The 26,054-nt window shown below is 59.7% G+C and carries 27 protein-coding genes and 4 tRNA genes; 16 read left to right on the top strand and 15 right to left on the bottom strand.

From position 1 onward, the window contains the following. Positions 1-65: 65 nt before the first annotated feature. Genes WBK23_RS12640 through WBK23_RS12625 form a run of 4 tightly spaced genes read right to left on the bottom strand, consistent with a single transcriptional unit; the run spans position 66 to position 3,160 of the window. On the bottom strand, positions 66-920 hold the full coding sequence (locus tag WBK23_RS12640) for a DMT family transporter (RefSeq protein ID WP_424484292.1): 855 nt from the start codon (positions 918-920) through the stop codon (positions 66-68). Positions 921-923: 3 nt separating this feature from the next. Next, positions 924-1,544, bottom strand: a complete 621-nt coding sequence (gene hflD / locus WBK23_RS12635; RefSeq protein WP_424484291.1) for a high frequency lysogenization protein HflD — start codon at positions 1,542-1,544, stop codon at positions 924-926. Beyond that, the gene (gene mnmA / locus WBK23_RS12630; protein ID WP_424484290.1) at positions 1,541-2,659 is read right to left on the bottom strand and encodes a tRNA 2-thiouridine(34) synthase MnmA; all 1,119 of its coding nucleotides are present in this window, start codon (positions 2,657-2,659) and stop codon (positions 1,541-1,543) included. The genes hflD and mnmA overlap by 4 nt, the downstream gene beginning before the upstream one ends. 60 nt (positions 2,660-2,719) lie before the next feature. Continuing rightward, positions 2,720-3,160: an NUDIX hydrolase gene (locus tag WBK23_RS12625; RefSeq protein WP_424484289.1), complete on the bottom strand. Its 441-nt coding sequence runs from the start codon at positions 3,158-3,160 to the stop codon at positions 2,720-2,722. A 324-nt stretch (positions 3,161-3,484) separates the two neighbouring features. On the opposite strand from WBK23_RS12625, the gene icd reads away from it, so the two are divergent. After that, positions 3,485-4,741, top strand: coding sequence for an NADP-dependent isocitrate dehydrogenase (gene icd / locus WBK23_RS12620; RefSeq protein ID WP_424484288.1), 1,257 nt, complete (start codon positions 3,485-3,487; stop codon positions 4,739-4,741). 147 nt (positions 4,742-4,888) lie between these two features. On the opposite strand, the gene cspD is transcribed toward icd, so the two are convergent. Next, positions 4,889-5,152 carry a cold shock domain-containing protein CspD gene (cspD, locus tag WBK23_RS12615; RefSeq protein WP_424484287.1) on the bottom strand — a complete coding sequence of 88 codons (264 nt, stop codon included), beginning with the start codon at positions 5,150-5,152 and terminating at the stop codon, positions 4,889-4,891. Positions 5,153-5,380: 228 nt separating this feature from the next. On the opposite strand from cspD, the gene clpS reads away from it, so the two are divergent. Beyond that, entirely contained in the window at positions 5,381-5,743 is a 363-nt protein-coding gene (gene clpS, locus WBK23_RS12610) for an ATP-dependent Clp protease adapter ClpS (protein WP_424484286.1), read from the top strand. Positions 5,744-5,772: 29 nt separating this feature from the next. Beyond that, positions 5,773-8,043, top strand: coding sequence for an ATP-dependent Clp protease ATP-binding subunit ClpA (gene clpA / locus WBK23_RS12605; RefSeq protein WP_424484285.1), 2,271 nt, complete (start codon positions 5,773-5,775; stop codon positions 8,041-8,043). Positions 8,044-8,152: 109 nt separating this feature from the next. On the opposite strand, the gene infA is transcribed toward clpA, so the two are convergent. The 4 genes from infA to trxB form a co-directional block, all read right to left on the bottom strand. Next, complete coding sequence (gene infA / locus WBK23_RS12600) at positions 8,153-8,371, bottom strand: translation initiation factor IF-1 (RefSeq protein ID WP_002553999.1); 219 nt, start codon at positions 8,369-8,371, stop codon at positions 8,153-8,155. A gap of 100 nt (positions 8,372-8,471) precedes the next feature. Continuing rightward, complete coding sequence (locus WBK23_RS12595) at positions 8,472-9,179, bottom strand: arginyltransferase (protein ID WP_424484284.1); 708 nt, start codon at positions 9,177-9,179, stop codon at positions 8,472-8,474. 54 nt (positions 9,180-9,233) lie between these two features. Next, entirely contained in the window at positions 9,234-9,914 is a 681-nt protein-coding gene (aat, locus tag WBK23_RS12590) for a leucyl/phenylalanyl-tRNA--protein transferase (protein ID WP_424484283.1), read from the bottom strand. A 53-nt stretch (positions 9,915-9,967) separates the two neighbouring features. Next, positions 9,968-10,918 carry a thioredoxin-disulfide reductase gene (gene trxB, locus WBK23_RS12585; protein WP_424484282.1) on the bottom strand — a complete coding sequence of 317 codons (951 nt, stop codon included), beginning with the start codon at positions 10,916-10,918 and terminating at the stop codon, positions 9,968-9,970. Positions 10,919-11,148: 230 nt separating this feature from the next. Here trxB and ftsK point away from each other — a divergent pair, with 230 nt between their 5' ends. The 6 genes from ftsK to cysG all read left to right on the top strand — a co-directional run bounded on the left by ftsK (position 11,149) and on the right by cysG (position 18,812). Next, entirely contained in the window at positions 11,149-13,554 is a 2,406-nt protein-coding gene (gene ftsK / locus WBK23_RS12580; RefSeq protein ID WP_424484281.1) for a DNA translocase FtsK, read from the top strand. Between the two features lie 28 nt (positions 13,555-13,582). Beyond that, positions 13,583-14,209 (top strand): outer membrane lipoprotein chaperone LolA, encoded by a 627-nt coding sequence (gene lolA / locus WBK23_RS12575; protein WP_424484280.1) that lies wholly within the window; start codon positions 13,583-13,585, stop codon positions 14,207-14,209. 33 nt (positions 14,210-14,242) lie between these two features. After that, positions 14,243-15,568, top strand: coding sequence for a replication-associated recombination protein A (locus WBK23_RS12570; protein WP_424484279.1), 1,326 nt, complete (start codon positions 14,243-14,245; stop codon positions 15,566-15,568). Beyond that, a complete protein-coding gene (crcB, locus tag WBK23_RS12565) occupies positions 15,565-15,945 on the top strand; it encodes a fluoride efflux transporter CrcB (RefSeq protein WP_424484278.1) in 381 nt (126 codons plus the stop codon). Before WBK23_RS12570 ends, crcB begins: the two co-directional genes overlap by 4 nt. Positions 15,946-16,059: 114 nt before the next feature. After that, positions 16,060-17,340, top strand: a complete 1,281-nt coding sequence (gene serS / locus WBK23_RS12560; RefSeq protein ID WP_424484277.1) for a serine--tRNA ligase — start codon at positions 16,060-16,062, stop codon at positions 17,338-17,340. Positions 17,341-17,417: 77 nt separating this feature from the next. Beyond that, positions 17,418-18,812: a siroheme synthase CysG gene (cysG, locus tag WBK23_RS12555; RefSeq protein WP_424484276.1), complete on the top strand. Its 1,395-nt coding sequence runs from the start codon at positions 17,418-17,420 to the stop codon at positions 18,810-18,812. Here cysG and WBK23_RS12550 read toward each other — a convergent pair. From WBK23_RS12550 to WBK23_RS12525, 6 genes are all read right to left on the bottom strand, one after another. Beyond that, on the bottom strand, positions 18,809-19,783 hold the full coding sequence (locus WBK23_RS12550) for a glycosyl transferase family protein (RefSeq protein ID WP_424484275.1): 975 nt from the start codon (positions 19,781-19,783) through the stop codon (positions 18,809-18,811). The genes cysG and WBK23_RS12550 overlap by 4 nt on opposite strands. Next, the gene (locus WBK23_RS12545; protein WP_424484274.1) at positions 19,780-20,115 is read right to left on the bottom strand and encodes a TusE/DsrC/DsvC family sulfur relay protein; all 336 of its coding nucleotides are present in this window, start codon (positions 20,113-20,115) and stop codon (positions 19,780-19,782) included. Before WBK23_RS12545 ends, WBK23_RS12550 begins: the two co-directional genes overlap by 4 nt. Next, positions 20,112-20,411 (bottom strand): sulfurtransferase complex subunit TusB, encoded by a 300-nt coding sequence (tusB, locus tag WBK23_RS12540; protein ID WP_424484273.1) that lies wholly within the window; start codon positions 20,409-20,411, stop codon positions 20,112-20,114. Before tusB ends, WBK23_RS12545 begins: the two co-directional genes overlap by 4 nt. Then, positions 20,411-20,770 (bottom strand): sulfurtransferase complex subunit TusC, encoded by a 360-nt coding sequence (gene tusC / locus WBK23_RS12535; protein ID WP_424484272.1) that lies wholly within the window; start codon positions 20,768-20,770, stop codon positions 20,411-20,413. The genes tusB and tusC overlap by 1 nt, the downstream gene beginning before the upstream one ends. 1 nt (position 20,771) lies before the next feature. Beyond that, entirely contained in the window at positions 20,772-21,164 is a 393-nt protein-coding gene (tusD, locus tag WBK23_RS12530; protein WP_424484271.1) for a sulfurtransferase complex subunit TusD, read from the bottom strand. Positions 21,165-21,345: 181 nt separating this feature from the next. Beyond that, positions 21,346-22,014: a Bax inhibitor-1/YccA family protein gene (locus tag WBK23_RS12525; protein ID WP_424484270.1), complete on the bottom strand. Its 669-nt coding sequence runs from the start codon at positions 22,012-22,014 to the stop codon at positions 21,346-21,348. Between the two features lie 132 nt (positions 22,015-22,146). Here WBK23_RS12525 and WBK23_RS12520 point away from each other — a divergent pair. The 7 genes from WBK23_RS12520 to WBK23_RS12490 all read left to right on the top strand — a co-directional run bounded on the left by WBK23_RS12520 (position 22,147) and on the right by WBK23_RS12490 (position 25,898). Further along, a tRNA-Ser gene (locus WBK23_RS12520) sits at positions 22,147-22,234 on the top strand. Between the two features lie 142 nt (positions 22,235-22,376). Beyond that, entirely contained in the window at positions 22,377-23,021 is a 645-nt protein-coding gene (gene gacA / locus WBK23_RS12515; protein ID WP_424484269.1) for a response regulator transcription factor GacA, read from the top strand. Next, positions 23,008-24,849, top strand: a complete 1,842-nt coding sequence (gene uvrC / locus WBK23_RS12510) for an excinuclease ABC subunit UvrC (RefSeq protein ID WP_424484268.1) — start codon at positions 23,008-23,010, stop codon at positions 24,847-24,849. Before gacA ends, uvrC begins: the two co-directional genes overlap by 14 nt. Positions 24,850-24,882: 33 nt before the next feature. Continuing rightward, on the top strand, positions 24,883-25,443 hold the full coding sequence (gene pgsA / locus WBK23_RS12505) for a CDP-diacylglycerol--glycerol-3-phosphate 3-phosphatidyltransferase (RefSeq protein WP_424484267.1): 561 nt from the start codon (positions 24,883-24,885) through the stop codon (positions 25,441-25,443). Between the two features lie 67 nt (positions 25,444-25,510). Beyond that, a tRNA-Gly gene (locus WBK23_RS12500) sits at positions 25,511-25,586 on the top strand. Between the two features lie 39 nt (positions 25,587-25,625). Continuing rightward, positions 25,626-25,699: transfer RNA gene (locus WBK23_RS12495), tRNA-Cys, on the top strand. 112 nt (positions 25,700-25,811) lie between these two features. Continuing rightward, positions 25,812-25,898: transfer RNA gene (locus WBK23_RS12490), tRNA-Leu, on the top strand. The last annotated feature ends 156 nt before the right edge of the window (positions 25,899-26,054 follow it).

Below are 26,054 nucleotides of genomic sequence, written 5' to 3'. Positions count from 1 at the left end.
GGGCATTGAAAAGGGCGCATATCATACATGAAATCGGCGGCCGGGCCGCGATTGCCTACTACCGTTCAGCCGCGCCGAACAATCGACAGCAGGCTGGCGCTGAAAATCAGCGCCGCGCCTATCAACGAGGTCACATCCGGGGTTTCGCCCCAGCGCAGCCAGGCGATCAGCCCGGCAAACACAATCGCCAGGTAGGCAAACGGGCCAATCAGGCCGGGCGGAGCCAGGCCGTAAGCTTTGGACATGATGATCTGGCTGGCGGTGGCCAGCAGGCCGATCACCAACAAGAGCCCCAGTTCATGTTGCGTCATCGGCTGCCAGGCCCAGGCCAGCGGCACAGCCGAGATCAGCGCGCTGAACAGGGAAAAATAGAAAACAATGCGAAACGCCGGTTCGGTGTCGCTCATCTCGCGAATCGAGACAAAGGCGAAGGCCGCCAGGATGCTTGCCGCCAGACCGATCAGCGCCTGGCTGTCGAGCAGCGCGGCCGAGGGTTTGGCCACCAGCAATACGCCGACTAGGCCGATGCCGGTGGTGATCAGCATGCGCTTGCTCAGCGGTTCTTTCAGCCACCACCAGGCGATGATTGGGGTGAACACCGGGGCCGAGTAGGTGAACAGCATGGCGTCGGCCAGGGGCAGATGGGCAATGGCGTAGAAGAAGCAGTACATCGCCGCCAGGCCATAGGTGGTGCGCCACAGGTGCGATTTCAGGCGCGTGGTCTTCAGGGGCTGCACGCCCCGGAGCAGGATCAAGGGCAAAAAGAACAGCACGCCGACCAGGTTGCGAAAAAACACCACCGATTCGTTGTTGACGCTGACCGAGACCTCGCGGATGCCAACCCCCATCAGCGAAAACAGCAGTGCAGAAAGCGCCAGCAACACCGCTCCCTGCAGGGGTTTGACCGCACGCGTGGTCATGACTCAGGCCCGTAGCAGCGGGTAGAGGTCCTTGAGCAGCTTGCTGCGGCTGAACACCATCTGCCAGCGATGGCCGCCCAACTGACGCCACAGGCGCGCTGAGCGAATGCCAGCGAGCAACAGGGCGCGAATTTTCGCGGCATTGTTGGTCTGTTGCAGGTGGCGCATATCGCCTTGCACCTGAATGCGCTGGCGGAAGGTGCTGATGGTGTCCTGATACAGGCTGGCGCAGTTAGCGATCACGTTTTCATGGGTCGGCCCGAAGTGCTCGACCTGCTGCTGTACCTGATCAAGGCGGCTGCCCATGACGCTCAACATGTCGCCACGCTTATCCAGCTGGCGCTCCAGCGACAGCAGGGCCAGTGAATAACGCAGTGGATCACGCTGCAGACTGCCCGGATCACGCTCCAGAGCGCTGACCAGCGCGCGGTAGCCGTCGCGCAGGTTGAGGTCGTCGCCGCCATAGACATCCAGTGTGTCCTTCGGGTCGCGCACCAGCAGGCTGTTGATCATGCAGGCCACGGCCGGCTCGCCGACCTGGCCAGTGCGTGCCAGTTTGTCGACCAATACGGCCGATTCGAATACCGCGCCGAGGGCGATCAGTTGTTCGCGGATCGGATTCATGGGCGCTGATCCCGGCTGGTCCAGGGCTCGGCCGTTTCAATCACGCCGCCGCCCAGACAGATTTCACCGTCGTAGAACACGACAGACTGGCCCGGAGTCACGGCGCGCTGCGGCTCATTGAATACGGCGCGGTAGCCGCTGGCGGTTTTCTCCAGCGTGCAGGCCTGATCGCTCTGGCGATAACGCACCTTGGCCGTCAGCTCGCGCGGCGTGCTCAGGTCAATCGGGTTAACCCAGTAAATCTCCGAAGCGAGCAGGGCGCGGCTGAACAGCCAGGGGTGTTCATTACCCTGGCCAACCACCAGTACATTGCGCGTCAGGTCCTTGTGCAGGACATACCAGGGCTCGTCACTGGCGTCTTTCAATCCGCCGATACCCAAACCCTGGCGCTGGCCAATGGTGTGGTACATCAGGCCGTGATGGTGGCCGATGATTTCGCCTTCGGTGGTTTCGATGTTGCCCGGCATGGCCGGCAGGTACTGTTTGAGAAAATCACTGAAGCGCCGCTCACCGATAAAGCAGATACCGGTGGAGTCCTTCTTCTTCGCCGTGGCCAGCGCGTATTTCTCGGCGATGGCGCGCACTGCGGGCTTTTCCAGCTCGCCGACGGGGAACAGGGTCTTGGCGATCTGCTCGCCGCCGACCGCGTGCAGGAAGTAGCTCTGGTCCTTATTCGGATCGAGGCCCTTGAGCAGTTCGGTGCGCCCGTCGATATCGCGGCGGCGCACATAATGGCCGGTGGCGATCAGGTCGGCACCGAGCATCAGCGCGTAGTCGAGAAAGGCTTTGAACTTGATCTCGCGGTTACACAGGATGTCCGGGTTCGGCGTGCGTCCGGCCTTGTATTCAGCCAAAAAGTGCTCGAACACGTTGTCCCAGTACTCGGCGGCAAAGTTGGCGGTGTGCAGCTTGATACCGATCTTGTCGCATACGGCCTGAGCATCGGCCAGGTCGTCCATGGCCGTACAGTATTCGGTGCCGTCGTCTTCGTCCCAGTTCTTCATAAACAGGCCTTCGACCTGATACCCCTGCTCAAGTAGGAGCAGGGCGGAAACGGAGGAGTCGACGCCGCCGGACATGCCGACGATTACGCGCTGAGTAGTTGGATCTGACATGGGGATACTGGGCACAGGTTTGAAAAGAGCGCGATTCTAGCAGGCACAGGCCTGCGGCCGTTAATCGCGGATAAGCGTCAGTGGAAAACACGCTCCACTTAAATAGTCATCGATGCAGCGCAGCACCAGCTCACTGCGCCAACGTTCCGGCTGGGTCGCCAGCTCATCACGGGTCAGCCAGCGCGGGCCGATGATGCCGTCATCCAGCGGATGGTTAGGCCGCTGCTGCAGCGGTTTTGCGGCAAAACACACGCGCTGGTAGGTGATGCCGTTGCTCGGCGCGGTGTACAGGTAAATACCAGTAACACCAGTCAGTTCAACATCCCAGCCGGTCTCTTCAAGAGTTTCACGCAAGGCCGCCTGTATCAGACTTTCGTCGGCTTCCAAGTGGCCAGCAGGCTGATTAAATACGGCGCGGTTATCGGCCATTTCCTCAACCAGCAGAAACCGTCCCTGGTCTTCGATGACGGTGGCAACTGTGACGTGTGGGGTAAAGCGCATGTGGAACTCCTTGAGCAGGCGCGTGATCGTAGCTGCAGCCATGTGCGGCAGTGATAGTCGGGGCAATTAACCAGTGAGCTGCTAGGATGAAATCGGCTTGCTAAAAATGCCTTGTAGCGAACTTGTAGTTTGACTACAAGTTGTTGCTGGTTGTTAGCTAGATGCCCGCAAGAATGCGCATGGGCAATGTTTCCAGTGGATAAAGTGCGTGACTTTCTGTAGAAAAACTACAAAAATAGTTCGCCTTTCCGAGACCCAAAAAGATCTATTCAGCGTGCCATCTGCACGACTGAATGCCAGACCACGAAAACAACGGAGTCCAGCATGGGATACCAAAAGATCCAGGTGCCAGCCACCGGTGACAAAATCACCGTTAATGCCGATACATCTCTGAACGTCCCGAATAACCCGATCATTCCTTTTATCGAAGGTGATGGTATCGGTGTCGACATCAGCCCGGTCATGATCAAAGTCGTTGATGCTGCCGTACAGAAAGCCTACGGCGGCGAGCGCAAGATCTCCTGGATGGAAGTTTACGCTGGCGAAAAAGCCACTCAGGTTTACGACCAGGACACCTGGCTGCCTCAGGAAACTCTGGATGCGGTCAAAGATTACGTCGTTTCCATCAAGGGCCCGCTGACCACTCCAGTTGGTGGCGGCATTCGCTCCCTGAACGTTGCTCTGCGTCAGCAGCTCGACCTGTACGTTTGCCTGCGCCCAGTGCGCTGGTTTGAAGGCGTGCCAAGCCCGGTGAAGAAGCCTGGCGATGTCGACATGACCATCTTCCGTGAGAACTCGGAAGACATCTACGCCGGTATCGAGTGGAAAGCCGGTTCGCCTGAGGCGAACAAGGTCATCAAATTCCTCAAGGAAGAAATGGGCGTCACCAAGATCCGTTTCGACCAGGACTGCGGCATCGGCGTTAAGCCGGTTTCCAAAGAAGGCACCAAGCGTCTGGCGCGCAAGGCTCTGCAGTATGTGGTCGATAACGACCGCGACTCGCTGACCATCGTGCACAAAGGCAACATCATGAAGTTCACCGAAGGCGCCTTCAAAGAGTGGGCCTACGAGATTGCTGCTGATGAATTCGGCGCAACCCTGCTCGACGGTGGCCCTTGGATGCAGTTCAAGAACCCACGCACTGGCAAGAACGTCATCGTTAAAGACGCCATCGCCGACGCCATGCTGCAGCAAATTCTGCTGCGCCCGGCCGAATACGATGTGATCGCCACCCTGAACCTCAACGGCGACTACTTGTCCGACGCCCTGGCGGCCGAAGTGGGCGGTATCGGTATCGCGCCAGGTGCCAACCTGTCCGACACCGTGGCGATGTTCGAAGCCACCCACGGCACCGCACCTAAGTACGCTGGCAAGGACCAGGTGAACCCAGGTTCGCTGATCCTCTCCGCGGAAATGATGCTGCGTCACATGGGCTGGGTTGAAGCAGCCGATCTGATCATCAAAGGCACCAATGGCGCTATCTCGGCCAAGACAGTGACCTATGACTTCGAGCGACTGATGGACGGCGCTAAGCTGCTGTCTTGCTCGGCGTTTGGTGATGCGCTGATTTCGCACATGTAAGCAAATCAGCTGCAAAAAATTGCAGGGAGCAATTTTTAACGTCGCATAGCGACGGCCCGTAGGGTGGTAGCCATGGATGGCAGACCATAAAAGAAAGGCCGGTCAATTGACCGGCCTTTTTTTGTGGGCGATTAATTGCCCAGGTAATCAGACTTCAACCGTTGCGTCCTGGTGCTGCTTGATCGTGGCGGGCGCATCACTGGCGGTGGTAGCCGCGCTGATGTTTACGGCGTGGAGTCCTTTAGGACCTTGAATAATATCGAAGCTTACCGGCTGGCCAGCCTTCAGCGTTTTATAGCCGTCCATCTGGATAGCCGAGTAGTGGGCGAACAGGTCCTCATCTCGACCATCGGCCAGGATGAATCCATAGCCTTTGGCGTTGTTGAACCACTTGACCTTACCGCTAACCATGCTGATATCCCTCTGCAAAGGACTCCATCACTGGAGTATCATCCACTTCAATTCCACGCTTTGGCTGACTGTTTGAACAAAGCGCTGGAACCCCTTTAATACCCACGGCGGGTATTCATTGTTTGTAACACCGTTTTGCCGATAGTCAAGGCAATGCTGTAACTGGCTGCGAAGCCGTTCAAACTCTGTCTAGCACAGACTATTCGACCCTTAACGAACCCATACAACATGCATGCACGTAGCCAGATTCGACTAACATTCAATCAGGATCGCCCTGCAGAGCATGAGGACGATTCCTTCGGCGTGGCCGTTCAGGAATCCAAGCCCACTCTGCAGGCCCCGCCTATGTATAAAGTGGTTTTATTTAATGATGACTACACGCCCATGGATTTTGTGGTCGAAGTGCTCGAGGTGTTTTTCAGCCTGAACCGAGAGCTTGCGACCAAAGTCATGCTGACCGTCCATACAGAGGGGCGGGCAGTGTGCGGAGTGTTCACCCGCGATGTCGCTGAAACCAAAGCAACGCAGGTGAATCAATATGCGAGAGAGAGCCAGCATCCGCTACTCTGTGAAATAGAGAAGGACGGTTAACGCCGGCCGCTTGGGCATGAGGTGAAGCTATGTTAAATCGAGAGCTCGAAGTCACCCTCAATCTGGCTTTCAAGGAGGCTCGCACCAAGCGTCATGAGTTTATGACGGTTGAGCATCTGTTACTGGCGCTACTGGATAATGAGGCCGCCGCCAGCGTGTTGCGCGCTTGTGGCGCTAATCTGGACAAGCTGCGCCATGATCTTCAGGAGTTTATCGACTCCACCACGCCACTGATTCCGCAACATGATGAAGAGCGCGAAACCCAACCAACCCTGGGTTTTCAGCGGGTTCTACAGCGCGCGGTATTCCACGTACAGAGTTCCGGTAAGCGTGAAGTCACCGGTGCCAACGTGCTGGTGGCGATTTTCAGCGAGCAGGAAAGTCAGGCGGTGTTTCTGCTCAAGCAGCAGAGCGTCGCGCGTATCGATGTGGTCAACTTTATCGCCCATGGCATCTCCAAGGTGCCGGGCCACGGCGGCCACTCGGAAACCGAACAGGAGATGCAGGACGAGGAGGGGGGGGAATCCTCCAGCTCCAGCAACCCGCTGGATGCTTATGCCAGTAATCTGAACGAACTGGCTCGCCAGGGCCGTATCGACCCGTTGGTCGGTCGCGAACTTGAAGTCGAGCGGGTGGCGCAGATTCTGGCGCGTCGGCGTAAGAACAATCCGCTATTGGTGGGTGAGGCAGGTGTCGGTAAAACGGCCATTGCCGAAGGCCTGGCCAAGCGCATCGTCGATAATCAGGTGCCGGACTTGCTGGCTGACAGCGTGGTCTATTCCCTTGACCTTGGCGCGCTGCTGGCGGGTACCAAATACCGCGGCGACTTCGAGAAGCGCTTGAAGGCTCTGCTCAATGAGCTGCGCAAACGCCCCCACGCGATCCTGTTTATCGATGAAATCCACACCATTATCGGTGCAGGTGCAGCGTCGGGCGGGGTAATGGATGCGTCCAACCTGCTCAAGCCTATGCTGTCTTCGGGCGAAATTCGCTGCATCGGCTCCACGACTTTCCAGGAGTTCCGCGGCATCTTCGAGAAGGACCGTGCTCTTGCGCGGCGCTTCCAGAAAGTCGACGTGGTCGAGCCGTCTGTCGAGGACACCATTGGCATCCTGCGCGGGCTGAAAGGCCGCTTCGAGCAACATCACAGCATCGAGTACAGCGATGAGGCCCTGCGCGCCGCCGCCGAACTGGCTTCGCGCTATATCAACGATCGCCATATGCCCGACAAGGCAATCGATGTGATTGACGAAGCCGGGGCCTACCAGCGTCTGCAACCGCTCGAAAAACGTCTGACCCGCATCGATGTGGCGCAGGTTGAAGATATCGTGGCGAAGATTGCCCGCATTCCGCCTAAACATGTCAGCAGTTCGGATAAGGAGCTGCTGCGCAACCTTGAGCGCGACCTGAAACTCACCGTATTTGGTCAGGATGCAGCGATCGACTCGCTGTCGACCGCGATCAAGCTGTCGCGTGCCGGCCTTAAGGCACCGGACAAACCGGTGGGCTCCTTCCTGTTTGCCGGCCCCACCGGGGTAGGCAAGACCGAGGCAGCGCGGCAGCTGGCCAAGGCGCTGGGTGTTGAGCTGGTGCGTTTCGATATGTCGGAATACATGGAGCGGCATACCGTTTCGCGACTGATTGGTGCGCCTCCAGGCTATGTTGGTTTCGACCAGGGCGGTCTGTTGACCGAGGCGATCAGTAAGACACCACACTGCGTGCTGCTGCTGGACGAGATCGAGAAGGCTCACCCGGAAGTCTTCAACCTGCTGTTGCAGGTGATGGACCACGGCACCCTGACCGATAACAACGGGCGCAAAGCGGACTTCCGTAATGTGATCGTGATCATGACCACCAACGCCGGTGCGGAAACTGCTGCGCGAGCCTCCATTGGCTTCACGCATCAGGACCATTCATCCGATGCCATGGAAGTGATCAAGAAGAGCTTCACGCCGGAGTTCCGCAACCGCCTGGATACCATTATCCAGTTTGGCCGCCTGAATCACGAAGTGATCAAGAGCATTGTCGACAAGTTCCTCACCGAGCTGCAGGCTCAACTTGAGGACAAACGCGTCATGCTTGAGGTCAGTGATGCGGCGCGCACCTGGCTGGCGGAGACGGGTTACGACGTACAGATGGGCGCTCGACCAATGGCGCGCTTGATCCAGGACAAGATCAAGCGTCCGCTGGCGGAAGAAATCCTGTTTGGCGAGCTGGCTGAACATGGCGGCGTGGTGCACATCGATATCGAGAACGGCGAGCTGACCTTCGATTTCGAAACCACGGCGGAAATGGCCTAGCGGTTCGTGCTGTAGCTTTTCAGCGCCCACAAAAACGCCCGGCATTGCCGGGCGTTTTTACTGGAGCTTGGTGTAACAGATGCCAGAAAACTGGGTTTTCAGTGGCCTGTTAACGGGCGCGGTAAGTAATGCGGCCTTTGCTCAAGTCATAAGGCGTAAGTTCAACGCGAACTTTATCGCCAGTCAAAATGCGGATGTAATTTTTGCGCATCTTTCCGGAGATGTGCGCAGTAACGACGTGCCCATTTTCCAACTCCACACGGAACATGGTGTTGGGCAGGGTGTCGACGACAGTGCCTTCCATTTCGAAGCTGTCTTCTTTCGACATGCAGTAAAGCCCTCGGTATCCAATGAATGGCCCGGTGCAACTGGCGCCAGGCAAAAGCGGCGTGCATTGTGCCCGAAATTTGGGGTTTGCGCCAAGGGCTTCAGTTAAGGCTGACCCAACGCTGATTGACGAACAGCTCAATCGGACGGTATTGGGTCTTGTAGCTCATCTTGCGGCAGTTCTTGATCCAGTAACCCAAGTAGACCGCATGCAGGCCCAGGCGGGCGGCTTCGGCGATTTGCCAGAGGATGGCAAAGCGCCCGAGGCTGCGGCGTTCCTCACTGGGCTCATAGAAGGTGTAGACCGCCGAAAGCCCATTGGGCAGTACGTCGGTCACCGCGATGGCCAGCAAACGGCCGCCTTGGCGGAACTCATAAAAGCGCGAGAAGGTTAGGTCGCGGACCAGAAAGGTCGAAAACTGCTCACGATTAGGCGGGTACATATCGCCATCGGCATGCCGTTGCTCGATATAGCGCACGTAGAGCGCGTAATACTCTTCGGTGAACGCTGGGCGAACCAGGCGTACCTGAACATCGAGGTTGCGTTTGAAAATGCGCCGCTGCTGGCGATTCGGGCTGAATTGCGCGGCGGGAATACGTGCGGGAACGCAAGCTGTACAGCGCTGGCAATGTGGGCGATAGAGGTGGTCGCCGCTGCGGCGAAAGCCCATTTCCGAAAGCTCAGCGTAGACCTCCGCATCCATGGGCTGACTGGGGTCGAGAAACAGGGTGGTGGCCTGCTCCTCGGGCAGATAGCTGCACGGGTGCGGTTGAGTGGCATAAAACTTCAGGCGGGCCAGCTCGGTCATGATCGACTCTCGGGATCAGTCTGAATCAAGTGTAAGCCAGGCTGGCAAACTCGCCTAGGCAAGCCAGTCGGCTCGGCTGGGACGGTCGAGATGCTGGATCAAGTAATCCGCAAATTCCGCGCGCGGGATGCTGCGCGCGCCCAGGCTGAGCAAGTGCTCGGTTGGCATCTGGCAGTCGATCAGCACAAAGCCCCAGGCTTTCAGGCGCTCGACCAGAGTGGCGAAGCCGACTTTGGAGGCATTGTCGGCACGGCTGAACATCGACTCGCCGAAGAACAGCTGGCCCATGGCCAGGCCATAGAGCCCGCCGACCAGCTCGCCGTCAGACCAGACCTCAACCGAATGGGCAAGGCCGCGCGTGTGCAACTCCAGGTAAGCTTCCTGCATCGGGGTGGTGATCCAGGTTTCAGCGGCGTAGCTGCGGGGGGCAGCACAGGCGCGAATAACCTCGGCAAAGGCCAGGTCGAAGGTGACCTGGTAGCGCTCCTGACGTAGCAGTTTACCCAGGCTACGGGAAATATGCAGTTCGTCAGGCAACAGCACGGTGCGTGGATCGGGCGACCACCAGAGAATCGGCTGGCCGTCCTGGAACCAGGGGAAGCAGCCATGCCGATAAGCCTGGATTAGTCGTTCAGGCTGCAAATCGCCACCCGCCGCCAGCAGGCCGTTGGGTTCGCGCAGTGCTTTATTGAGGGGTGGGAAATCCAGAGAGTCGCGTTGCAGCCAAGTCAGCATGGTGCAGGGCCGGAAGTAGGGTAGGGCGGACAGGGCGTCCGCCCTTGGGGCTATCAGTTATCGTCGAGGAATTTTTCGACATCCAGTGCGGCCATACAACCGGCACCGGCGGAGGTGATGGCCTGGCGATAAACGTGGTCAGCCACGTCGCCTGCAGCGAATACACCGTCGATGCTGGTAGCGGTCGCGTTGCCTTCATTGCCGCCCTTGATCAGCAGGTAGCCGTCGCGCATTTCCAGTTGGCCCTGGAACAGCTCGGTATTGGGCTTGTGGCCGATGGCGATAAACACGCCGGCCAGCGGCAGGTCTTTGCTCACACCGCTTTGCGTATCTTTCAGGCGGGCACCGGTAACCCCGGTATTGTCGCCCAGCACTTCTTCAAGAGAATGGTTCCAGTGCAGTATCACGTTGCCGTTGGCGGCCTTGTCAAACAGCTTGTCCTGGAGGATCTTCTCCGAGCGCAGCTTGTCGCGGCGATGTACCAGATGCACTTCCTTGGCGATATTCGACAGGTACAGCGCTTCCTCGACAGCGGTGTTGCCACCACCGATCACAGCTACCACCTGATTGCGGTAGAAGAAGCCATCGCAGGTCGCGCAGGCCGAAACGCCCTTACCGGCAAATGCCTCTTCGGAGGGCAGGCCCAGGTACTGAGCGGACGCGCCGGTGGCGATAATCAGTGCGTCGCAGGTGTAAGTGCCGCTATCACCCTTGAGGGTGAACGGGCGCGACTGCAACTCGGCGGTGTGGATATGGTCGTAAACGATCTCGGTTTCGAAGCGCTCGGCGTGCTTTTGCATGCGCTCCATCAACGCCGGGCCGGTCAGGCCTTCAACGTCACCGGGCCAGTTGTCCACTTCGGTGGTGGTGGTCAGCTGACCGCCAGGTTGAATACCGGTAATCACGACAGGCTTGAGGTTGGCGCGGGCGGCATATACAGCAGCGCTATAACCGGCAGGGCCAGAGCCCAGGATGATCAGGCGTGAATGCTTGACTTCGCTCATAAAAACACCTCATAAGCCTTTGTCACAAAAGAGAATGCATGCTCCAATTGAGCCGCACGGAAGATGTTGGCGGATATGCTACACCGAAGCGGGCAGAGAACGGGAGTCAACCGCTGCAGCTGTTTATACATACAGCTCGGCCTGGTATCGCGTGGCCAAACCCGTACAATCGCTGCATATTTTGCCGTTAATCACTTAGTCGGCGCCTCTGGCGCAGGAACAGATGCGTTTTGAAGAAAACTAGCCCAACCGCACAAGCCCCAATCTGGCGTCAGCAGCTGCCTTATCGATTGAAAGAAGGCGCACTGATCGGCCTGGGCGCACTCTGCCTTTACCTGTGGATGGCTCTGCTGACGTACGACGCAGCCGACCCGGGCTGGACCCACACCAGCAACGTCGAGCAGGTGCAAAACGCTGCGGGGCGCGCCGGTGCCTGGTTTGCTGACATTCTGTTTATGGCCTTGGGCTATTTCGCCTATCTGTTTCCGCTGCTGTTGGGCGTCAAGACCCTGCAGGTGTTTCGCGCACGCCATGAACCCTGGTTGTGGAGCGGCTGGCTGTTCTCCTGGCGCCTGATCGGCTTGGTGTTTCTGGTGCTTTCGGGCGCTGCGCTGGCCTATATCCATTTCCATGCCGGCGCTTATATGCCTGCTTCGGCAGGCGGAGCGCTTGGCGAGAGCCTTGGCCAACTGGCGGTCAACGCGCTGAATGTACAAGGCAGCACGCTGCTGTTTATTGCGCTGTTTCTGTTCGGCTTGACGGTATTTACCGACCTGTCCTGGTTCAAGGTGATGGACCTGACCGGTAAGATCACCCTCGACCTGATCGAGTTGATCCAGAATCTCGCTAACAGCTGGTGGAGTGCACGGGTTGAGCGCAAGCAGCTGGTGGCGCAGCTGCGTGAAGTCGATGAGCGCGTCAGTGAAGTCTCCGCGCCGATCGTGCTGGATCGCCGCGAGCAGGCCAAGGTCAAAGAGCGCTTGATCGAGCGCGAAGAGTCGCTGAACAAGCACATGAGCGAGCGGGTCAACCGCCCGGCCCCGGTGATCACGCCGCCGGCCGCGCCGAAAGCGCCCGAGCCGAGCAAACGCGTATTGAAAGAGAAACAGGTCAACCTGTTTGAAGACAGCACATTGGCCGGCAGCCTGCCGCCGATTTCGATCCTTGATGTGGCGGAAAAGGTGCAGAAGAAATATTCGCCCGAATACCTGGAAGCCATGTCGCGCCTGCTCGAAATCAAACTCAAGGAGTTTGGCGTCGAGGTTATCGTTGAGTCCGTGCACCCGGGCCCGGTGATCACCCGTTTCGAGATCCAGCCCGCAGCTGGGGTCAAGGTCAGTCGTATTTCTGGCCTGGCCAAGGACCTGGCGCGCTCGATGGCGATCATCAGCGTGCGCGTGGTCGAAGTGATTCCTGGCAAGACCACGGTCGGTATCGAGATTCCCAACGAAGACCGACAGATCGTGCGCTTCTCCGAGGTACTGTCGTCGCCCGAGTACGACGAAGCCAAGTCGCCGGTCACCCTGGCCCTGGGCCACGATATCGGCGGCAAGCCGGTGATCACTGACCTGGCGAAGATGCCCCACCTGTTGGTGGCCGGTACCACCGGCTCCGGTAAGTCGGTCGGGGTTAACGCAATGATCCTGTCGATTCTGTTCAAGTCCACGCCGGAAGAGGCGCGCTTGATCATGATCGACCCGAAAATGCTCGAACTGTCGATCTACGAAGGCATTCCGCATCTGCTGTGCCCGGTGGTGACCGACATGAAGGAAGCCGCCAACGCTCTGCGCTGGTCGGTTGCCGAGATGGAGCGCCGCTACAAGCTGATGTCGAAGATGGGCGTGCGCAACCTGGCCGGCTTCAACCGCAAGGTCAAGGACGCCGAAGAGGCGGGCGAGCCGCTGAGCGATCCGCTGTACAAGCGCGAAAGCATGCACGACGAAGCGCCGCTGCTGAAAACCCTGCCGACCATCGTGGTGGTGGTCGACGAGTTCGCCGACATGATGATGATCGTCGGCAAGAAGGTCGAAGAGCTGATCGCGCGTATCGCGCAGAAGGCCCGTGCGGCGGGGATTCACCTGATTCTGGCGACCCAGCGTCCGTCGGTGGACGTGATCACCGGCCTGATCAAGGCCAACATCCCGACCCGTATGGCGTTCCAGGTGTCGAGCAAGATCGACTCACGCACCATTCTCGACCAGGGTGGTGCCGAACAACTGCTGGGCCACGGCGACATGCTCTATATGCCGCCCGGCACCGGCTTGCCGATTCGCGTACACGGCGCCTTCGTTTCCGATGAAGAAGTACACCGCGTGGTCGAGGCCTGGAAACAGCGTGGCACACCCGATTACATAGAAGACATCCTCGCCGGTGTCGAAGAGGCCGGTAGTGGCTTCGATGGTGGTAGCGGCGAAGGCGGTGGCGAAGGCAGCGAGACTGACCCGCTCTACGACGAAGCGGTCAATTTCGTACTGGAAAGTCGCCGCGCCTCGATTTCCTCTGTGCAGCGCAAGCTGAAAATTGGCTACAACCGCGCCGCCCGGATGATCGAGGCCATGGAAATGGCTGGCGTCGTCACCTCAATGAACACCAATGGCTCTCGCGAGGTCATAGCACCAAGCCCGATGCGCGATTAATGCCTAGCCCGATTTGATAAGGAGTCCCATGCGCCTGATTCGCATGCTGTTGCTGACCGTTTTGAGTTTTTCCAGCGTTGCCGCCATGGCCGACGATGAAGTCGCCGTGCAGCGTCTGACCGAGCTGCTCAACCAGGCGCAAACCATTACTGCGCGCTTTTCCCAGCTGACCCTGGACGGTAGCGGCACCCAGTTGCAGGAAACCGCTGGCCAGCTCGCGCTTAAGCGTCCGGGCCTGTTCCGCTGGCACACCGATGCACCGATGGAGCAGCTGTTGGTCTCCAATGGCGAAAAGGTCTGGCTGTATGACCCGGACCTGCAGCAGGTGACTATCCAGACCCTGGATCAGCGCCTGACCCACACCCCGGCGCTGCTGCTGTCCGGTGATGTGTCGAAGATCCGCGAGAACTTCGCGATTACCCACACTGAAGGCGGCAACGTGGTCGACTTCATCCTCAAGCCAAAATCCAAGGACACCCTGTTCGACAGCCTGCGCCTGTCGTTTCGCAACAAGGTGCTCAACGATATGCAGTTGATCGACAGCATTGGCCAGCGCACCAACATTCTTTTTCTCAACGTGAAAATGAATGAACCGCAGAACGATGCGCAGTTCACCTTCGAGATCCCGGCCGGCGCGGACGTGATTCAAGAGTAGAAAGCTCAAAACGAGAGGCGTTAAACCGCAGTCATGGATCTGTTTCGCAAGGCACCCATCGCTCAACCCCTGGCTGCCCGTTTACGCGCAGCCAGTCTGGATGAGTACGTCGGTCAGGAGCACTTGCTGGCCCGCGGCAAACCCTTGCGTGAAGCGTTGGAGCAGGGCGCGCTGCACTCGATGATTTTCTGGGGCCCGCCGGGTGTGGGCAAGACCACCCTGGCGCGACTCTTGGCGCAGGTTTCCGATGCGCATTTCGAAACCATTTCCGCCGTGCTCTCCGGGGTCAAGGAGATTCGCCAGGCTGTGGAAGTGGCGCAGCAACATGCCGCGCAATATGGCCGCCAGACCATCCTGTTTGTCGATGAAGTGCACCGCTTCAACAAGTCGCAGCAGGATGCCTTTCTGCCCTACGTGGAAGACGGCACGCTGATTTTTATCGGCGCCACCACGGAAAACCCTTCGTTCGAGCTGAACAACGCCTTGCTCTCACGCGCCCGCGTGTATGTGCTGAAAAGCCTGGACGAAACCGCGCTGCGCAAACTGGTCGACCGCGCCCTCAGTGACCCTAAGGGCCTGGGCGAGCGCCAGCTGAGCCTGCCGGAAGAAAGCTTCAAGATTCTCCAGGCCGCCGCCGACGGTGATGGGCGGCGCTTGCTCAACTTCCTCGAAAACGCCGCCGACCTGGCCGAAGACGGCAGCGAGATCGGCAGTGAGTTGCTGCTCAATCTACTCGGCGATACCCGTCGGCGCTTCGACAAGGGCGGCGAAGCCTTTTACGACCAGATATCGGCGCTGCACAAGTCGGTGCGCGGCTCCAGCCCGGACGGCGCGCTGTACTGGTTCGCGCGCATGCTCGATGGTGGCTGCGACCCGCTGTATATCGCCCGGCGTGTAGTGCGCATGGCCAGCGAAGACATCGGCAACGCCGACCCACGCGCCTTGACCCTGTGCCTGAATGCCTGGGATGTGCAGGAACGCCTGGGCAGCCCCGAGGGTGAACTGGCCGTGGCCCAGGCGATCGTCTATCTGGCCTGCGCGCCGAAAAGCAACGCGGTCTACAACGCCTTCAACGCCGCCATGCGCGATGCTGCCGAGCACGGCTCGCAGGAAGTCCCGCTGCACCTGCGCAACGCGCCGACCAAGCTGATGAAAGAACTGGGCTACGGCGACGAATACCGCTATGCCCATGATGAGCCGGATGCCTATGCAGCAGGCGAGGATTACTTTCCCGACACCTTCGAGCCGCGCCAGTACTACCAACCGGTGCCGCGCGGCTTGGAGCTGAAGATTCGCGACAAGCTTCAGCACCTAAAAAACCAGGACCGCAACAGCCCTCGCCAGCGGAGAAAACCATGATTCGCGTAGCCATGGCCGTTGCTCTCGGTGGTGCAGTGGGTTCTGTGCTGCGTTTTCTCACCGCCAGCTGGGTGGTGGCGCAGTGGCCGCGGCATTTCTACCTGGGGACCTTCAGCGTCAATATCGTCGGCTGCCTGCTGATCGGTCTGCTGTCCGGCCTGTTTCTGTTGCGCAGCGACCTGCCAGTCGAATTACGCAGTGGCCTGATCATCGGTTTGCTCGGCGGCTTCACCACCTTTTCCTCATTCAGCCTTGAGCTGCTCAAGCTGTTTGAAAATGGCCGCCACAATGAGGCGTTTGCCTACCTACTGTGCAGCGTGGTCGGTGGTGTGCTCGCCGTCTGGGGCGGCTTTGCCCTGGCGCGCCTCTACCAGTAGCCCAGCCGGCTAACGCGCGGTGTGGCACCCAACCCTGTTAAAGCCTTAAACTGCGCGGCATTGCGCGCCATGGCCACGGCCATGCAAACCCTTGTGATGTGTTGAGACCAGAACATGCTCGATTCCAAACTCGTTCGTACCCAGCTCCATGAAGTGGCCGAGCGCCTGGCCGCCCGCGGCTTTGTCCTCGATGTGGCGCGTTTCGAAGCGCTCGAAGCCCAGCGTAAGGCCGTGCAGACCCGCACCGAACAGCTGCAAGCCGAGCGCAACAGCCGCTCCAAGACCATCGGCCAGGCCAAGCAGCGTGGTGAAGACATCGCGCCGCTGCTGGCGGAAGTCGACAAGATGGGCTGCGACCTGGAAGAGGGCAAGCGCGAGCTGGATGCCATCCAGGCCGAGCTGGACAACCTGTTGTTGAATATCCCCAACCTGCCGCACGAATCGGTGCCGGTGGGTGCGGACGAGGAGGCCAACGTCGAGGTGGCGCGCTGGGGCACCCCGCGCAGCTTCGATTTCCCCGTTCAGGATCACGTCGCCCTCGGTGAGCAGCACGGCTGGCTGGATTTCGAGACTGCGGCCAAGTTGTCCGGTGCCCGCTTTGCCCTGCTGCGCGGCCCAATCGCCCGTCTGCATCGTGCCCTGGCGCAGTTCATGGTCAACCTGCACACCGAGCAACACGGCTACGAAGAGGCTTACACGCCTTACCTAGTGCAGGCGTCGGCGCTGCAGGGCACCGGTCAGTTGCCCAAGTTCGAGGAAGACCTGTTCAAGGTGCTGCGCAAGGACCAGAGCGATCTGTACCTGATTCCGACCGCCGAAGTCTCGCTGACCAACATCGTCGCCGGTGAGATTGTCGACGCCAAGCAGCTGCCGATGAAGTTCGTCGCCCACACCCCGAGCTTTCGCAGCGAAGCCGGCGCATCGGGCCGCGACACCCGCGGGATGATCCGCCAGCACCAGTTCGACAAGGTCGAGATGGTGCAGATCGTCGAGCCGAGCACGTCCTTCGAGGCGCTGGAAGCTATGACCGCCAACGCCGAGCGCGTGCTGCAACTGCTCGAGCTGCCTTATCGCAAGCTGGCGCTGTGCACCGGCGACATGGGTTTCAGTGCGGTGAAAACCTACGACCTGGAAGTCTGGGTGCCGAGCCAGGACAAGTACCGCGAGATTTCCTCCTGCTCCAACTGTGGCGATTTCCAGGCCCGCCGCATGCAGGCGCGCTACCGCAACCCGGAAACAGGCAAGCCGGAGCTGCTGCACACCCTCAATGGTTCCGGCCTGGCAGTAGGCCGCACCCTGGTGGCGGTGGTGGAGAACTACCAGCAGGCCGACGGCAGCATCCGCGTGCCTGAAGTGCTCAAACCCTACATGGGTGGCATGGATGTGATCGGCTAAGTCGTCGCATCACAACCGCAAAATACGGGGTGGCCAGTGCCGCCCCGTTTTGTTTGACCCGATCGAGAGCGCGCGTCATGGATTTTCTGCCCCTGTTCCACAAACTGCAGGATCGCCTGGTACTGGTGGTCGGCGGCGGTGAAGTTGCCGTGCGCAAGGCGCGCCTACTCAGTGATGCCGGCGCAACGCTACGGGTGGTGGCACCGGAGATTCGTGATGAATTGCGCGAAATGGCCAGCGCCCGCAATGGCGAGGTGCTGCTGCGTGATTATCAGTCGGCTGATTTGCAGGGTGTGGCGCTGATCATTGCCGCCACGGATGACGAACCGCTGAATGCGCAGATATCGGCCGAGGCGCAGGCCTTGGGTATTCCGGTCAATGTGGTGGATGCGCCGAAGCTCTGCAGCGTAATTTTCCCCGCCATTGTTGACCGTTCGCCGCTGATCGTTGCGGTTACCAGTGGCGGCGATGCACCGGTGCTGGCCCGGCTGATCCGCGCCAAGATCGAAACCTGGATTCCCGCCACCTACGGCCAGTTGGCCGGTTTGGCCAAGCGCTTCCGTGCTCAGGTCAAGGCGCTGTTCCCCGATGTGCAGCAGCGCCGGGTGTTCTGGGAGGATGTATTCCAGGGCCAGGTGGCCGAAAGTGTATTCGCCGGCAAACTGCAGGAAGGCCAGCGACTGCTGGAAGAGAAAATTGCCGGGATTGCGCCGCGCACCCTGGGGGAGGTGTATCTGGTTGGCGCTGGGCCGGGGGATCCTGACCTGCTGACCTTCCGCGCCCTGCGCCTGATGCAGCAGGCCGACGTGGTGCTCTACGATCGTCTGGTGGCGCCGGCGATTATCGAACTGTGCCGCCGTGATGCCGAGCGCATCTATGTTGGTAAGCAGCGCGCCGAGCATGCCGTGCCGCAGGAACAGATCAATCAGCGTCTGGTCGACCTGGCCAAGCAGGGTAAGCGGGTGTTGCGCCTGAAAGGCGGCGATCCGTTTATTTTCGGCCGAGGTGGTGAGGAAATCGAAGAGCTGGCCGCCCATGGCATCCCCTTCCAGGTGGTGCCGGGGATTACTGCGGCGTCAGGCTGCGCGGCCTATGCGGGGATTCCGCTGACTCACCGTGATCATGCGCAGTCGGTGCGTTTCGTCACCGGCCACCTCAAGGATGGCAGCAGTGATTTACCCTGGGCCGAACTCACGGCGTCCAGCCAGACTCTGGTGTTCTATATGGGTCTGGTGGGCTTGCCGATGATCTGTCAGCAGCTGATCGCCCATGGCCGCGCCGCAACAACCCCGGCGGCATTGATCCAGCAGGGCACCACGCAGAACCAGCGGGTGTTTACCGGCACCCTGGCCAATCTGGCTGAGCTAGTAGCGGAGCATGAGGTGCATGCGCCGACCCTGGTGATAGTCGGCGAAGTGGTGCAGTTGCGCGAGAAGCTGGCTTGGTTCGAAGGTGCGCAACACGCCGATTAAGTACGCGCTGCCCAGATCTGCTCGGCGCGGCTAAAGGCTACGTCGCGTGGTTCACCCAGGGCGCGCAGGGCCAAGGCCATGCTGCTGAGTACGGCCAGCTGGCCGTAGTCATCCGCCACTTCACCGCGCCAGAAGGCCATCAGGTGCGCAGGCTCCAGCGTGTCCGGTTTGACATGCCGTTGCGCCGACAGTGCTGGCCAGTCTTCGTCCCAGTTTTCGCCATTGGCCGTGCCATACAGGTGGCTGGTGGCATCCGGGTTGATCTCGATTTCGCCGCCTTCCCCCTTGATCACCACGGCCGTGTCGCCCAGCAGCTGGCTGGCCTCGCGGTGCACCGCCTGATAGCCCGGGTGGAAGATGCTCTGCAGACCGCAGCGGGCGCCCAGCGGGTTGAGAATCCGCGCCAGTGAGTGAATCGGCGAACGCAAGCCGAGAATATTGCGCAACTCGATCATCCGTTGCAGCTGTGGCATCCAGTCGCCCAGCGGAATAAAACCCAACTGCTGCGCATTCAGCGCCTGCTCGACCTCCTGCCAGTTGCGGCACAGGGGGATCTGCAAGGTCGTCAGCACCTGCTCGCTATACAAGCGCCCGGCGGTGTGTGGGCCGCCGCCGTGCAGCAGAATGCGTACGCCACTGCTGGCCAGGGCCTTGGCAGCCAGCAGGAACCACGGCAGGTGGCGCTTCTTGCCGGCGTAGCTCGGCCAGTCGAGGTCAACCTGGATCGCCGGAGCTTGCAGGCGCGCACGCACGGCTTCGGCAAAGCCGGCCATTTCCTCGGCGCTCTCTTCCTTGTGCCGCAATAGCATCAGGAAGGCACCCAGCTGGCTGTCTTCGACCTTGTCGTCGAGCAGCATGCCCATGGCCTCGCGAGCTTCGTCACGGGTCATATTGCGCGCGCCGCGCTTGCCCTTACCGAGCATGCGGACGAACTGGGCAAACGGGTGTTCTGGTGGAGTAACGAGGTTCATAGGCAATTGGTCGGCTTGGGCAGGCCCGCCAGCTTGGCGGCAAGTTTGGCGGGAGCGCCATTGAACAGACGGTTGAGGTGCAGGCTGTTGCCTTTCTCGGGTCCGAGTTTGAGGGCGACAAATTTGATCAGCGGGCGATTGGCGGGTGACAGCTGGAACTCGTCGTAGAAGCTGCGAATCAGGTGCAGCACTTCCCAGTGCTCGGCACTCAACTCCAGCTGTTCCTGCTGCGCCAGGGCATGGGCGACCGGCTCGGACCAGTCGGTCAGATCGAGCAGGTAGCCGTCCTTGTCCAGACCAATATGCTGGCCAGCGACTATCAGCTCGCTCATAACCAGCTGTTCACTTTGCTGAAACGACAACTCAGCTCGACAAAGCCGCTGTAGTCGACCGGTTTGGCCCGTGAGGCGGACGTCAGGCCACGCGCCTGCAGGTCTTCATCCAGTACATACAGTTCGATACTGGCTGGCATCAGCTCCAGTGCCTGACGCTGCGCGCTGCCGGGTTGTAGCGCATACACAGCATCCCCGCAGAGCAGCAGGCCATCCTGGCTGCCGAGCAGGCGCAGGCAGCTGCTCAGGCGGCTGTCGGTAAAGGGCGAGTGCGAAAGAACGTGCAAAGTAGCCATCAGAGGGTAATCACCTGGTCGTAGCGTTCGATCAGTGCCGTCAGTGCAACATCGTCCAATACTTCGGCGGCCAGGCTCAGCGCCTGATCATGCAGGCCGCGCTCTTGCAGGCTGCGTTGGGATGCATAGAGCGCCTCGACGCCGAACATCGGCAGCGCTTGCAGGTTGGCGCTGAGGTCCTTCTGTTGCAGGTTGGCGGGTTGTTGCGCCGGGCTTAGCTGGAACACGCCGTCGTCGAGAAATAGCATGCCAATCGGCAAATCAAAGGCGCCGCCTGCCAGCGCGATATCCAGCGCTTCACGTGCGCCGGGGCCGGACCAGGGCGCCTGACGGCTGATAATCAGCAAGGATTGGCTCATCTCACGAACCTCCGAAGCAGACAAGGCGGTCGGCGAGTTGCGCTGCTTCGTGCAGTTGACCAAGCCCGGAAAGCTCCCAGGGCTCATCCAGGTTGGCCGCCGAGCGCGAGTAGCGCTCGGCTTCCTGCTGATTGAGCACGCCACGGCGCAAGGCGGCAGCGATGCACACCACGCCATCGAGTTGCTGCGTCTGTACGAAGTCGCGCCATTCGCGGGGCAGGTCCAGTTCATCCTGCGCACAGACCACATTGCTTGAAGCACTGTGCACGCCATCCTGATAGAAAAACAACCGCACAATCTGGTGCCCATCCGCCAAGGCTGCCTGGGCAAAACGCAGCGCGCGGCGCGAGGCGGGCGCGTGGGGCGGGGAGAAGAGGGCGATGGCGAATTTCATAGGCAGCCTGGCAAGCCAAATTTGCCGGAATGATAAAGCTTGAGCCGCAAAGATGCGCGCGGCAGGCATAAAAAATGATCGGGAGTCATTTTTAACGTCGCCAGCGACGGCTCAAAGGGTGCCAGCCATGGATGGCAGACATAAAAAAGCCCGCCGAAGCGGGCTTTTCAGGGTTTTACGATCAGTCGTCGCTGCCCATGATGCCGAAAATCTGCAGCAGGCTGATAAACAGGTTGTAGATCGATACATACAGGCTGATGGTCGCCATGATGTAGTTGCGCTCACCACCGTGGATGATTTCGCTGGTCTGGTACAGGATTGCCGCTGAAGAAAACAGCACGAAGCCGGCGCTGATGGCCAGTTGCAGACCGCTGATCTCGAAGAAGAAGCCCGCGACCATTGCGCCCAGCAGCACAAAGAAGCCCGCGGTGATAAAGCCGCTGAGGAAGCTCATGTCCTTGCGAGTAGTCAGCACGTAGGCAGACAGGCCGCAGAACACAAAAGCCGTCATGGTAAATGCCGAGGTAACCACTTCCGCGCCGTTGGCCATGCCCAGGTAGCGGTTGAGGATCGGGCCCAGGGTGTAACCCATGAAGCCGGTCAGGGCGAGGGTGGAAACCAGGCCCCAGGCCGAGTTGCGCAGTTTTGCAGTGAGGAAGAACAGGCCGTAGAAGCCGATCAACACCACGAAGAAGTTCGGGTAGGGCACATTGGCACGTTGCGCCAGAAATGCTACCAGGCCGCTGAACGCCAGGGTAATGGCCAGCAGACCGTAAGTGTTGCGCAGGACGCGGCTGACTTCCTGCTGCTCAACCTGGCTATGGTCGAGTGCATAATTTTGTTCGTTCATGGCGACACTCCTGAAATGGCTGTTGGTTCCGTGACCAAGGTCAAGGCCGATCATAGCAGAGGCTTGCGCAAGGCCAATACGCAGAGTTTGACAGCGTGTTACGTTCGGGTAAGATTGCCGCCCGCAAACGCCGGAAGCGTGGCAGAGCGGTTGAATGCAACGGTCTTGAAAACCGTCGACTGTAACAGGTCCGTGAGTTCGAATCTCACCGCTTCCGCCATATTCCTCTGACTGTCACCATGGCGCATTGTTTTACTGGCGCTTGCGTTTTGACGGTCATGCGCCAAGCTGAAACTCAGCAAATATCCTGCTTTTCAACCACGCACGCTGCTTACAGCGGCTGACGCAAAATGGGGTGTCGCTTGATCAGGGTGCTAGTTGTTGATGACCACGACCTGGTTCGCACAGGCATCACGCGCATGCTGGCGGACATCGACGGTTTGCACGTGGTCGGGCAAGCCGAGTCAGGTGAAGAATCCCTGAAGAAAGCCCGCGAGCTGAAGCCGGATGTCGTCCTGATGGACATCAAGATGCCTGGCATCGGCGGCCTTGAAGCGACCCGCAAGCTGATCCGCAGCCATCCCGACCTGAAAGTCGTCGCCGTCACCGTCTGCGAAGAAGATCCGTTCCCCACGCGCCTGCTACAGGCCGGCGCTGCTGGCTACCTGACCAAAGGCGCGGCACTCGAAGAAATGGTTCAGGCCATTCGCATGGTCTTCAGCGGCCAGCGTTATATCAGCCCACAAATTGCCCAGCAGCTGGCGCTCAAGTCGTTTCAGCCGCAGAGCAGTAACTCGCCTTTCGACTTGTTGTCCGAGCGCGAGATCCAGATCGCCCTGATGATCGCCGGTTGCCAGAAAGTCCAGGCCATCTCGGACAAGCTGTGCCTGTCGCCGAAAACCGTGAACACCTATCGCTACCGCATCTTTGACAAGCTATCGATCACCAGCGATGTCGAGCTGGCCTTGCTCGCGGTGCGTCACGGCATGATCGATGCTTCCAGCTGACGACACCGGCGCAGCCTTCGATTCAAGCGCTTTTCTCTCTACATGCAGCGGTCGCCCCGGGGTGTACCGCATGTTCGATGTGGACGCCAAGCTGCTCTATGTCGGCAAAGCCAAGAACCTGAAAAAGCGCCTGGCCAGTTACTTTCGCAAAACTGGTCTAGCCCCGAAGACGGCAGCCCTGGTCGGCAAGATTGCCCAGGTCGAAACCACCATCACCGCCAACGAAACCGAGGCGCTGCTGCTCGAACAGACGCTGATCAAGGAGTGGCGGCCGCCGTACAACATCCTGCTGCGCGACGATAAGTCCTACCCCTATGTGTTTCTTTCGGACGGTGACTATCCGCGCCTGAGCATCCATCGCGGCGCGAAAAAGCAGAAAGGCCGCTACTTCGGCCCCTATCCCAGCGCCGGGGCCATTCGCGAAAGCCTCCATCTGCTGCAGAAGACCTTTCTGGTGCGTCAGTGTGAAGACAGCTACTTCAAGAATCGCACTCGGCCCTGCCTGCAATACCAGATCAAACGCTGCAAAGGTCCCTGCGTCGACCTGGTGGAGCCGGCTGAGTACGCCGAGGACGTGCGCCATTCGGTGATGTTCCTTGAAGGCCGCAGCAATGCTCTGACCGATGAGCTATCCAGCGCCATGCAGGGTGCCGCCATGCAGCTGGACTTCGAGCGAGCCGCCGGGCTGCGCGATCAGATATCGCTGCTGCGGCGGGTGCAGGATCAGCAAAGCATGGAAGGCGGCACTGGCGATGTCGATGTGGTCGCCGCCATGGTCAACCCAGGCGGTGCCTGCGTGCACCTGATCAGCGTGCGCGGCGGCCGGGTACTTGGCAGCAAGAATTTCTTCCCGCAGGTGGCGATCGAGGAGGAGGGCAACGAGGTGTTGCTGGCGTTCCTCGCCCAGTACTACCTGAGCAGTCAGGAGCGCGACCTGCCCAGCGAGCTGATCGTCAATGCACAGCACGAAGACTTCCCCACGCTGATCGCGGCCATCAATGAACTACGCGGCCGCGAGCTGAGCATCAGCCATCGCGTGCGTGGCACGCGGGCGCGCTGGCAGCAGCTGGCCGTGACCAACGCCGAGCAGGCACTGAGCGCGCGCCTGGCTAATCGTCAGCATGTGGCCGCGCGCTTCGATGCCCTGGCCGAAGCGCTGGACATGGACGAGGTGCCGCAGCGCCTGGAGTGCTTCGACATCAGCCATTCCAGCGGCGAGGCGACAGTGGCTTCGTGCGTGGTGTTTGGTCCCGAGGGGCCGCTGAAGTCCGATTACCGCCGCTATAACATCGAGGGCGTAACGCCGGGTGATGACTATGCCGCGATGCATCAGGCGTTGACGCGGCGTTTCAGCAAGATCAAGGACGGCGAAGGCAAGCTGCCGGACATCCTCCTGGTCGACGGCGGCAAGGGCCAGTTGGCCATGGCCCGCGAGGTGCTTGAAGAGTTGGCCGTGCCGGACCTGATCCTGCTCGGCGTGGCCAAGGGTGCAACCCGTAAGCCCGGGCTGGAAACCCTCTACCTGAACGATGCGACTCACGAATTCACCCTGCCGGGCAATTCGCCGGCGCTGCACCTGATTCAGCAGATTCGCGACGAGTCGCACCGGTTTGCCATTACCGGGCACCGGGCGCGGCGCGGCAAAACCCGCCGCACCTCGACCCTGGAAGAGGTCGCCGGGGTCGGCCCCAAGCGCCGCCGCGAGCTGCTCAATCACTTTGGCGGCCTACAGGAATTGTCGCGCGCCAGCATCGAGGAGATCGCTAAAGCGCCCGGGATCAGTAAAAAGCTTGCCGAGCTGATTTATGCGGCCTTGCACAGCGAGTAGAATGCCGGCTCACTTTGCAGCCAAGTTGTGTCGATGAATATCCCCAACCTGCTTACCGTCCTCCGGGTATTGCTGATACCGGTCTTTATTCTGCTGTTCTATCTGCCGTTTGGTTGGAGCTATTGGGCCGCCAGCGCAGTGTTCGCGATTGCGGCGGCAACCGACTGGCTGGACGGCTATCTGGCGCGGCGCTGGGAGCAGAGCACGCCGTTTGGTGCCTTCCTCGATCCGGTGGCGGACAAGCTGATGGTCGCGGTGGCCCTGGTGCTGCTGGTCGACGAGCACTCCAACCTGTGGCTGACCCTGCCGGCGGCGATCATCATCGGCCGCGAGATCGTGGTTTCCGCGCTGCGGGAGTGGATGGCGGAACTGGGGGCGCGCGCGCAGGTTGCCGTCTCCAATCTGGCCAAATGGAAAACTGCGGCGCAGATGGTTGCCCTGATCATGCTACTGGCCAATCCGCCAACTTTTACCGTCTGGGTCGTGCTGGGTTATGCGCTGCTGATCATCGCAGCCGTGCTCACGCTGTGGTCGATGGCACAGTATCTATTGGCCGCCTGGCCACACCTGCGAATCACCTCGGAAAAGAAATAAGCTTTTTTGAATCAAGGGGTTGACGGGGCGCTCTGAAACTATAGAATGGCGGCCGTCAGCACGACAAGCGGGAATAGCTCAGTTGGTAGAGCACGACCTTGCCAAGGTCGGGGTCGCGAGTTCGAGTCTCGTTTCCCGCTCCAATTTCAACGGGCCGTTTTATACGGTCCGTTTAGTTTCAAGGCTGAGTAGCAGAGTGGTTATGCACCGGATTGCAAATCCGTGAACGCCGGTTCGATTCCGACCTCAGCCTCCAATTAGAAGAGCCTCGTAGATCCATGATTTACGGGGCTTTTTCATTTAAGCTTGAAACCTTGCGAGGCCTCCAAGGGCTCTATATAGTCCAAGCCTCGCAGCACAGCGCTACCGCCCGAATGGCGAAATCGGTAGACGCAAGGGACTTAAAATCCCTCGAGGGTAACCTCGTGCCGGTTCGACCCCGGCTTCGGGCACCAATAGCATGATTTCAGATGTTCCCATATGCACCTGAAACCCACTAAAACCGGCACTCTTGCCGGTTTTTTTGTGCCCGTATGTTTTTGAATGAACCTGTACAACCCCGAGTTTTAGGGATACGTTTAGGGATACGAATGGTTCGACAAGGAGCGTAT

Origin of the sequence: Pseudomonas sp., from assembly GCF_049653025.1 — a bacterium.
GTDB lineage: Bacteria > Pseudomonadota > Gammaproteobacteria > Pseudomonadales > Pseudomonadaceae > Aquipseudomonas.
The sequence above is the reverse complement of the archived record's forward strand: the minus strand, read 5'-3'. Positions and strand labels throughout refer to the sequence as shown.

What these genes read in the sequence shown, in the direction of transcription:
- tusB (WP_424484273.1), bottom strand. Translation starts at nt 20,411, where the DNA reads ATGGCTACTTTGCACGTTCTTTCGCACTCGCCCTTTACCGACAGCCGC.
- WBK23_RS12595 (WP_424484284.1), bottom strand. Translation starts at nt 9,179, where the DNA reads ATGACCGAGCTGGCCCGCCTGAAGTTTTATGCCACTCAACCGCACCCG.
- WBK23_RS12570 (WP_424484279.1), top strand. Translation starts at nt 14,243, where the DNA reads ATGGATCTGTTTCGCAAGGCACCCATCGCTCAACCCCTGGCTGCCCGT.
- clpS (WP_424484286.1), top strand. Translation starts at nt 5,381, where the DNA reads ATGCATGCACGTAGCCAGATTCGACTAACATTCAATCAGGATCGCCCT.
- WBK23_RS12525 (WP_424484270.1), bottom strand. Translation starts at nt 22,014, where the DNA reads ATGAACGAACAAAATTATGCACTCGACCATAGCCAGGTTGAGCAGCAG.
- tusC (WP_424484272.1), bottom strand. Translation starts at nt 20,770, where the DNA reads ATGAGCCAATCCTTGCTGATTATCAGCCGTCAGGCGCCCTGGTCCGGC.
- infA (WP_002553999.1), bottom strand. Translation starts at nt 8,371, where the DNA reads ATGTCGAAAGAAGACAGCTTCGAAATGGAAGGCACTGTCGTCGACACC.
- WBK23_RS12550 (WP_424484275.1), bottom strand. Translation starts at nt 19,783, where the DNA reads ATGAACCTCGTTACTCCACCAGAACACCCGTTTGCCCAGTTCGTCCGC.
- hflD (WP_424484291.1), bottom strand. Translation starts at nt 1,544, where the DNA reads ATGAATCCGATCCGCGAACAACTGATCGCCCTCGGCGCGGTATTCGAA.
- trxB (WP_424484282.1), bottom strand. Translation starts at nt 10,918, where the DNA reads ATGAGCGAAGTCAAGCATTCACGCCTGATCATCCTGGGCTCTGGCCCT.
- crcB (WP_424484278.1), top strand. Translation starts at nt 15,565, where the DNA reads ATGATTCGCGTAGCCATGGCCGTTGCTCTCGGTGGTGCAGTGGGTTCT.
- cspD (WP_424484287.1), bottom strand. Translation starts at nt 5,152, where the DNA reads ATGGTTAGCGGTAAGGTCAAGTGGTTCAACAACGCCAAAGGCTATGGA.
- clpA (WP_424484285.1), top strand. Translation starts at nt 5,773, where the DNA reads ATGTTAAATCGAGAGCTCGAAGTCACCCTCAATCTGGCTTTCAAGGAG.
- mnmA (WP_424484290.1), bottom strand. Translation starts at nt 2,659, where the DNA reads ATGTCAGATCCAACTACTCAGCGCGTAATCGTCGGCATGTCCGGCGGC.
- WBK23_RS12640 (WP_424484292.1), bottom strand. Translation starts at nt 920, where the DNA reads ATGACCACGCGTGCGGTCAAACCCCTGCAGGGAGCGGTGTTGCTGGCG.
- serS (WP_424484277.1), top strand. Translation starts at nt 16,060, where the DNA reads ATGCTCGATTCCAAACTCGTTCGTACCCAGCTCCATGAAGTGGCCGAG.
- cysG (WP_424484276.1), top strand. Translation starts at nt 17,418, where the DNA reads ATGGATTTTCTGCCCCTGTTCCACAAACTGCAGGATCGCCTGGTACTG.
- lolA (WP_424484280.1), top strand. Translation starts at nt 13,583, where the DNA reads ATGCGCCTGATTCGCATGCTGTTGCTGACCGTTTTGAGTTTTTCCAGC.
- uvrC (WP_424484268.1), top strand. Translation starts at nt 23,008, where the DNA reads ATGCTTCCAGCTGACGACACCGGCGCAGCCTTCGATTCAAGCGCTTTT.
- WBK23_RS12625 (WP_424484289.1), bottom strand. Translation starts at nt 3,160, where the DNA reads ATGCGCTTTACCCCACACGTCACAGTTGCCACCGTCATCGAAGACCAG.
- tusD (WP_424484271.1), bottom strand. Translation starts at nt 21,164, where the DNA reads ATGAAATTCGCCATCGCCCTCTTCTCCCCGCCCCACGCGCCCGCCTCG.
- pgsA (WP_424484267.1), top strand. Translation starts at nt 24,883, where the DNA reads ATGAATATCCCCAACCTGCTTACCGTCCTCCGGGTATTGCTGATACCG.
- aat (WP_424484283.1), bottom strand. Translation starts at nt 9,914, where the DNA reads ATGCTGACTTGGCTGCAACGCGACTCTCTGGATTTCCCACCCCTCAAT.
- WBK23_RS12545 (WP_424484274.1), bottom strand. Translation starts at nt 20,115, where the DNA reads ATGAGCGAGCTGATAGTCGCTGGCCAGCATATTGGTCTGGACAAGGAC.
- icd (WP_424484288.1), top strand. Translation starts at nt 3,485, where the DNA reads ATGGGATACCAAAAGATCCAGGTGCCAGCCACCGGTGACAAAATCACC.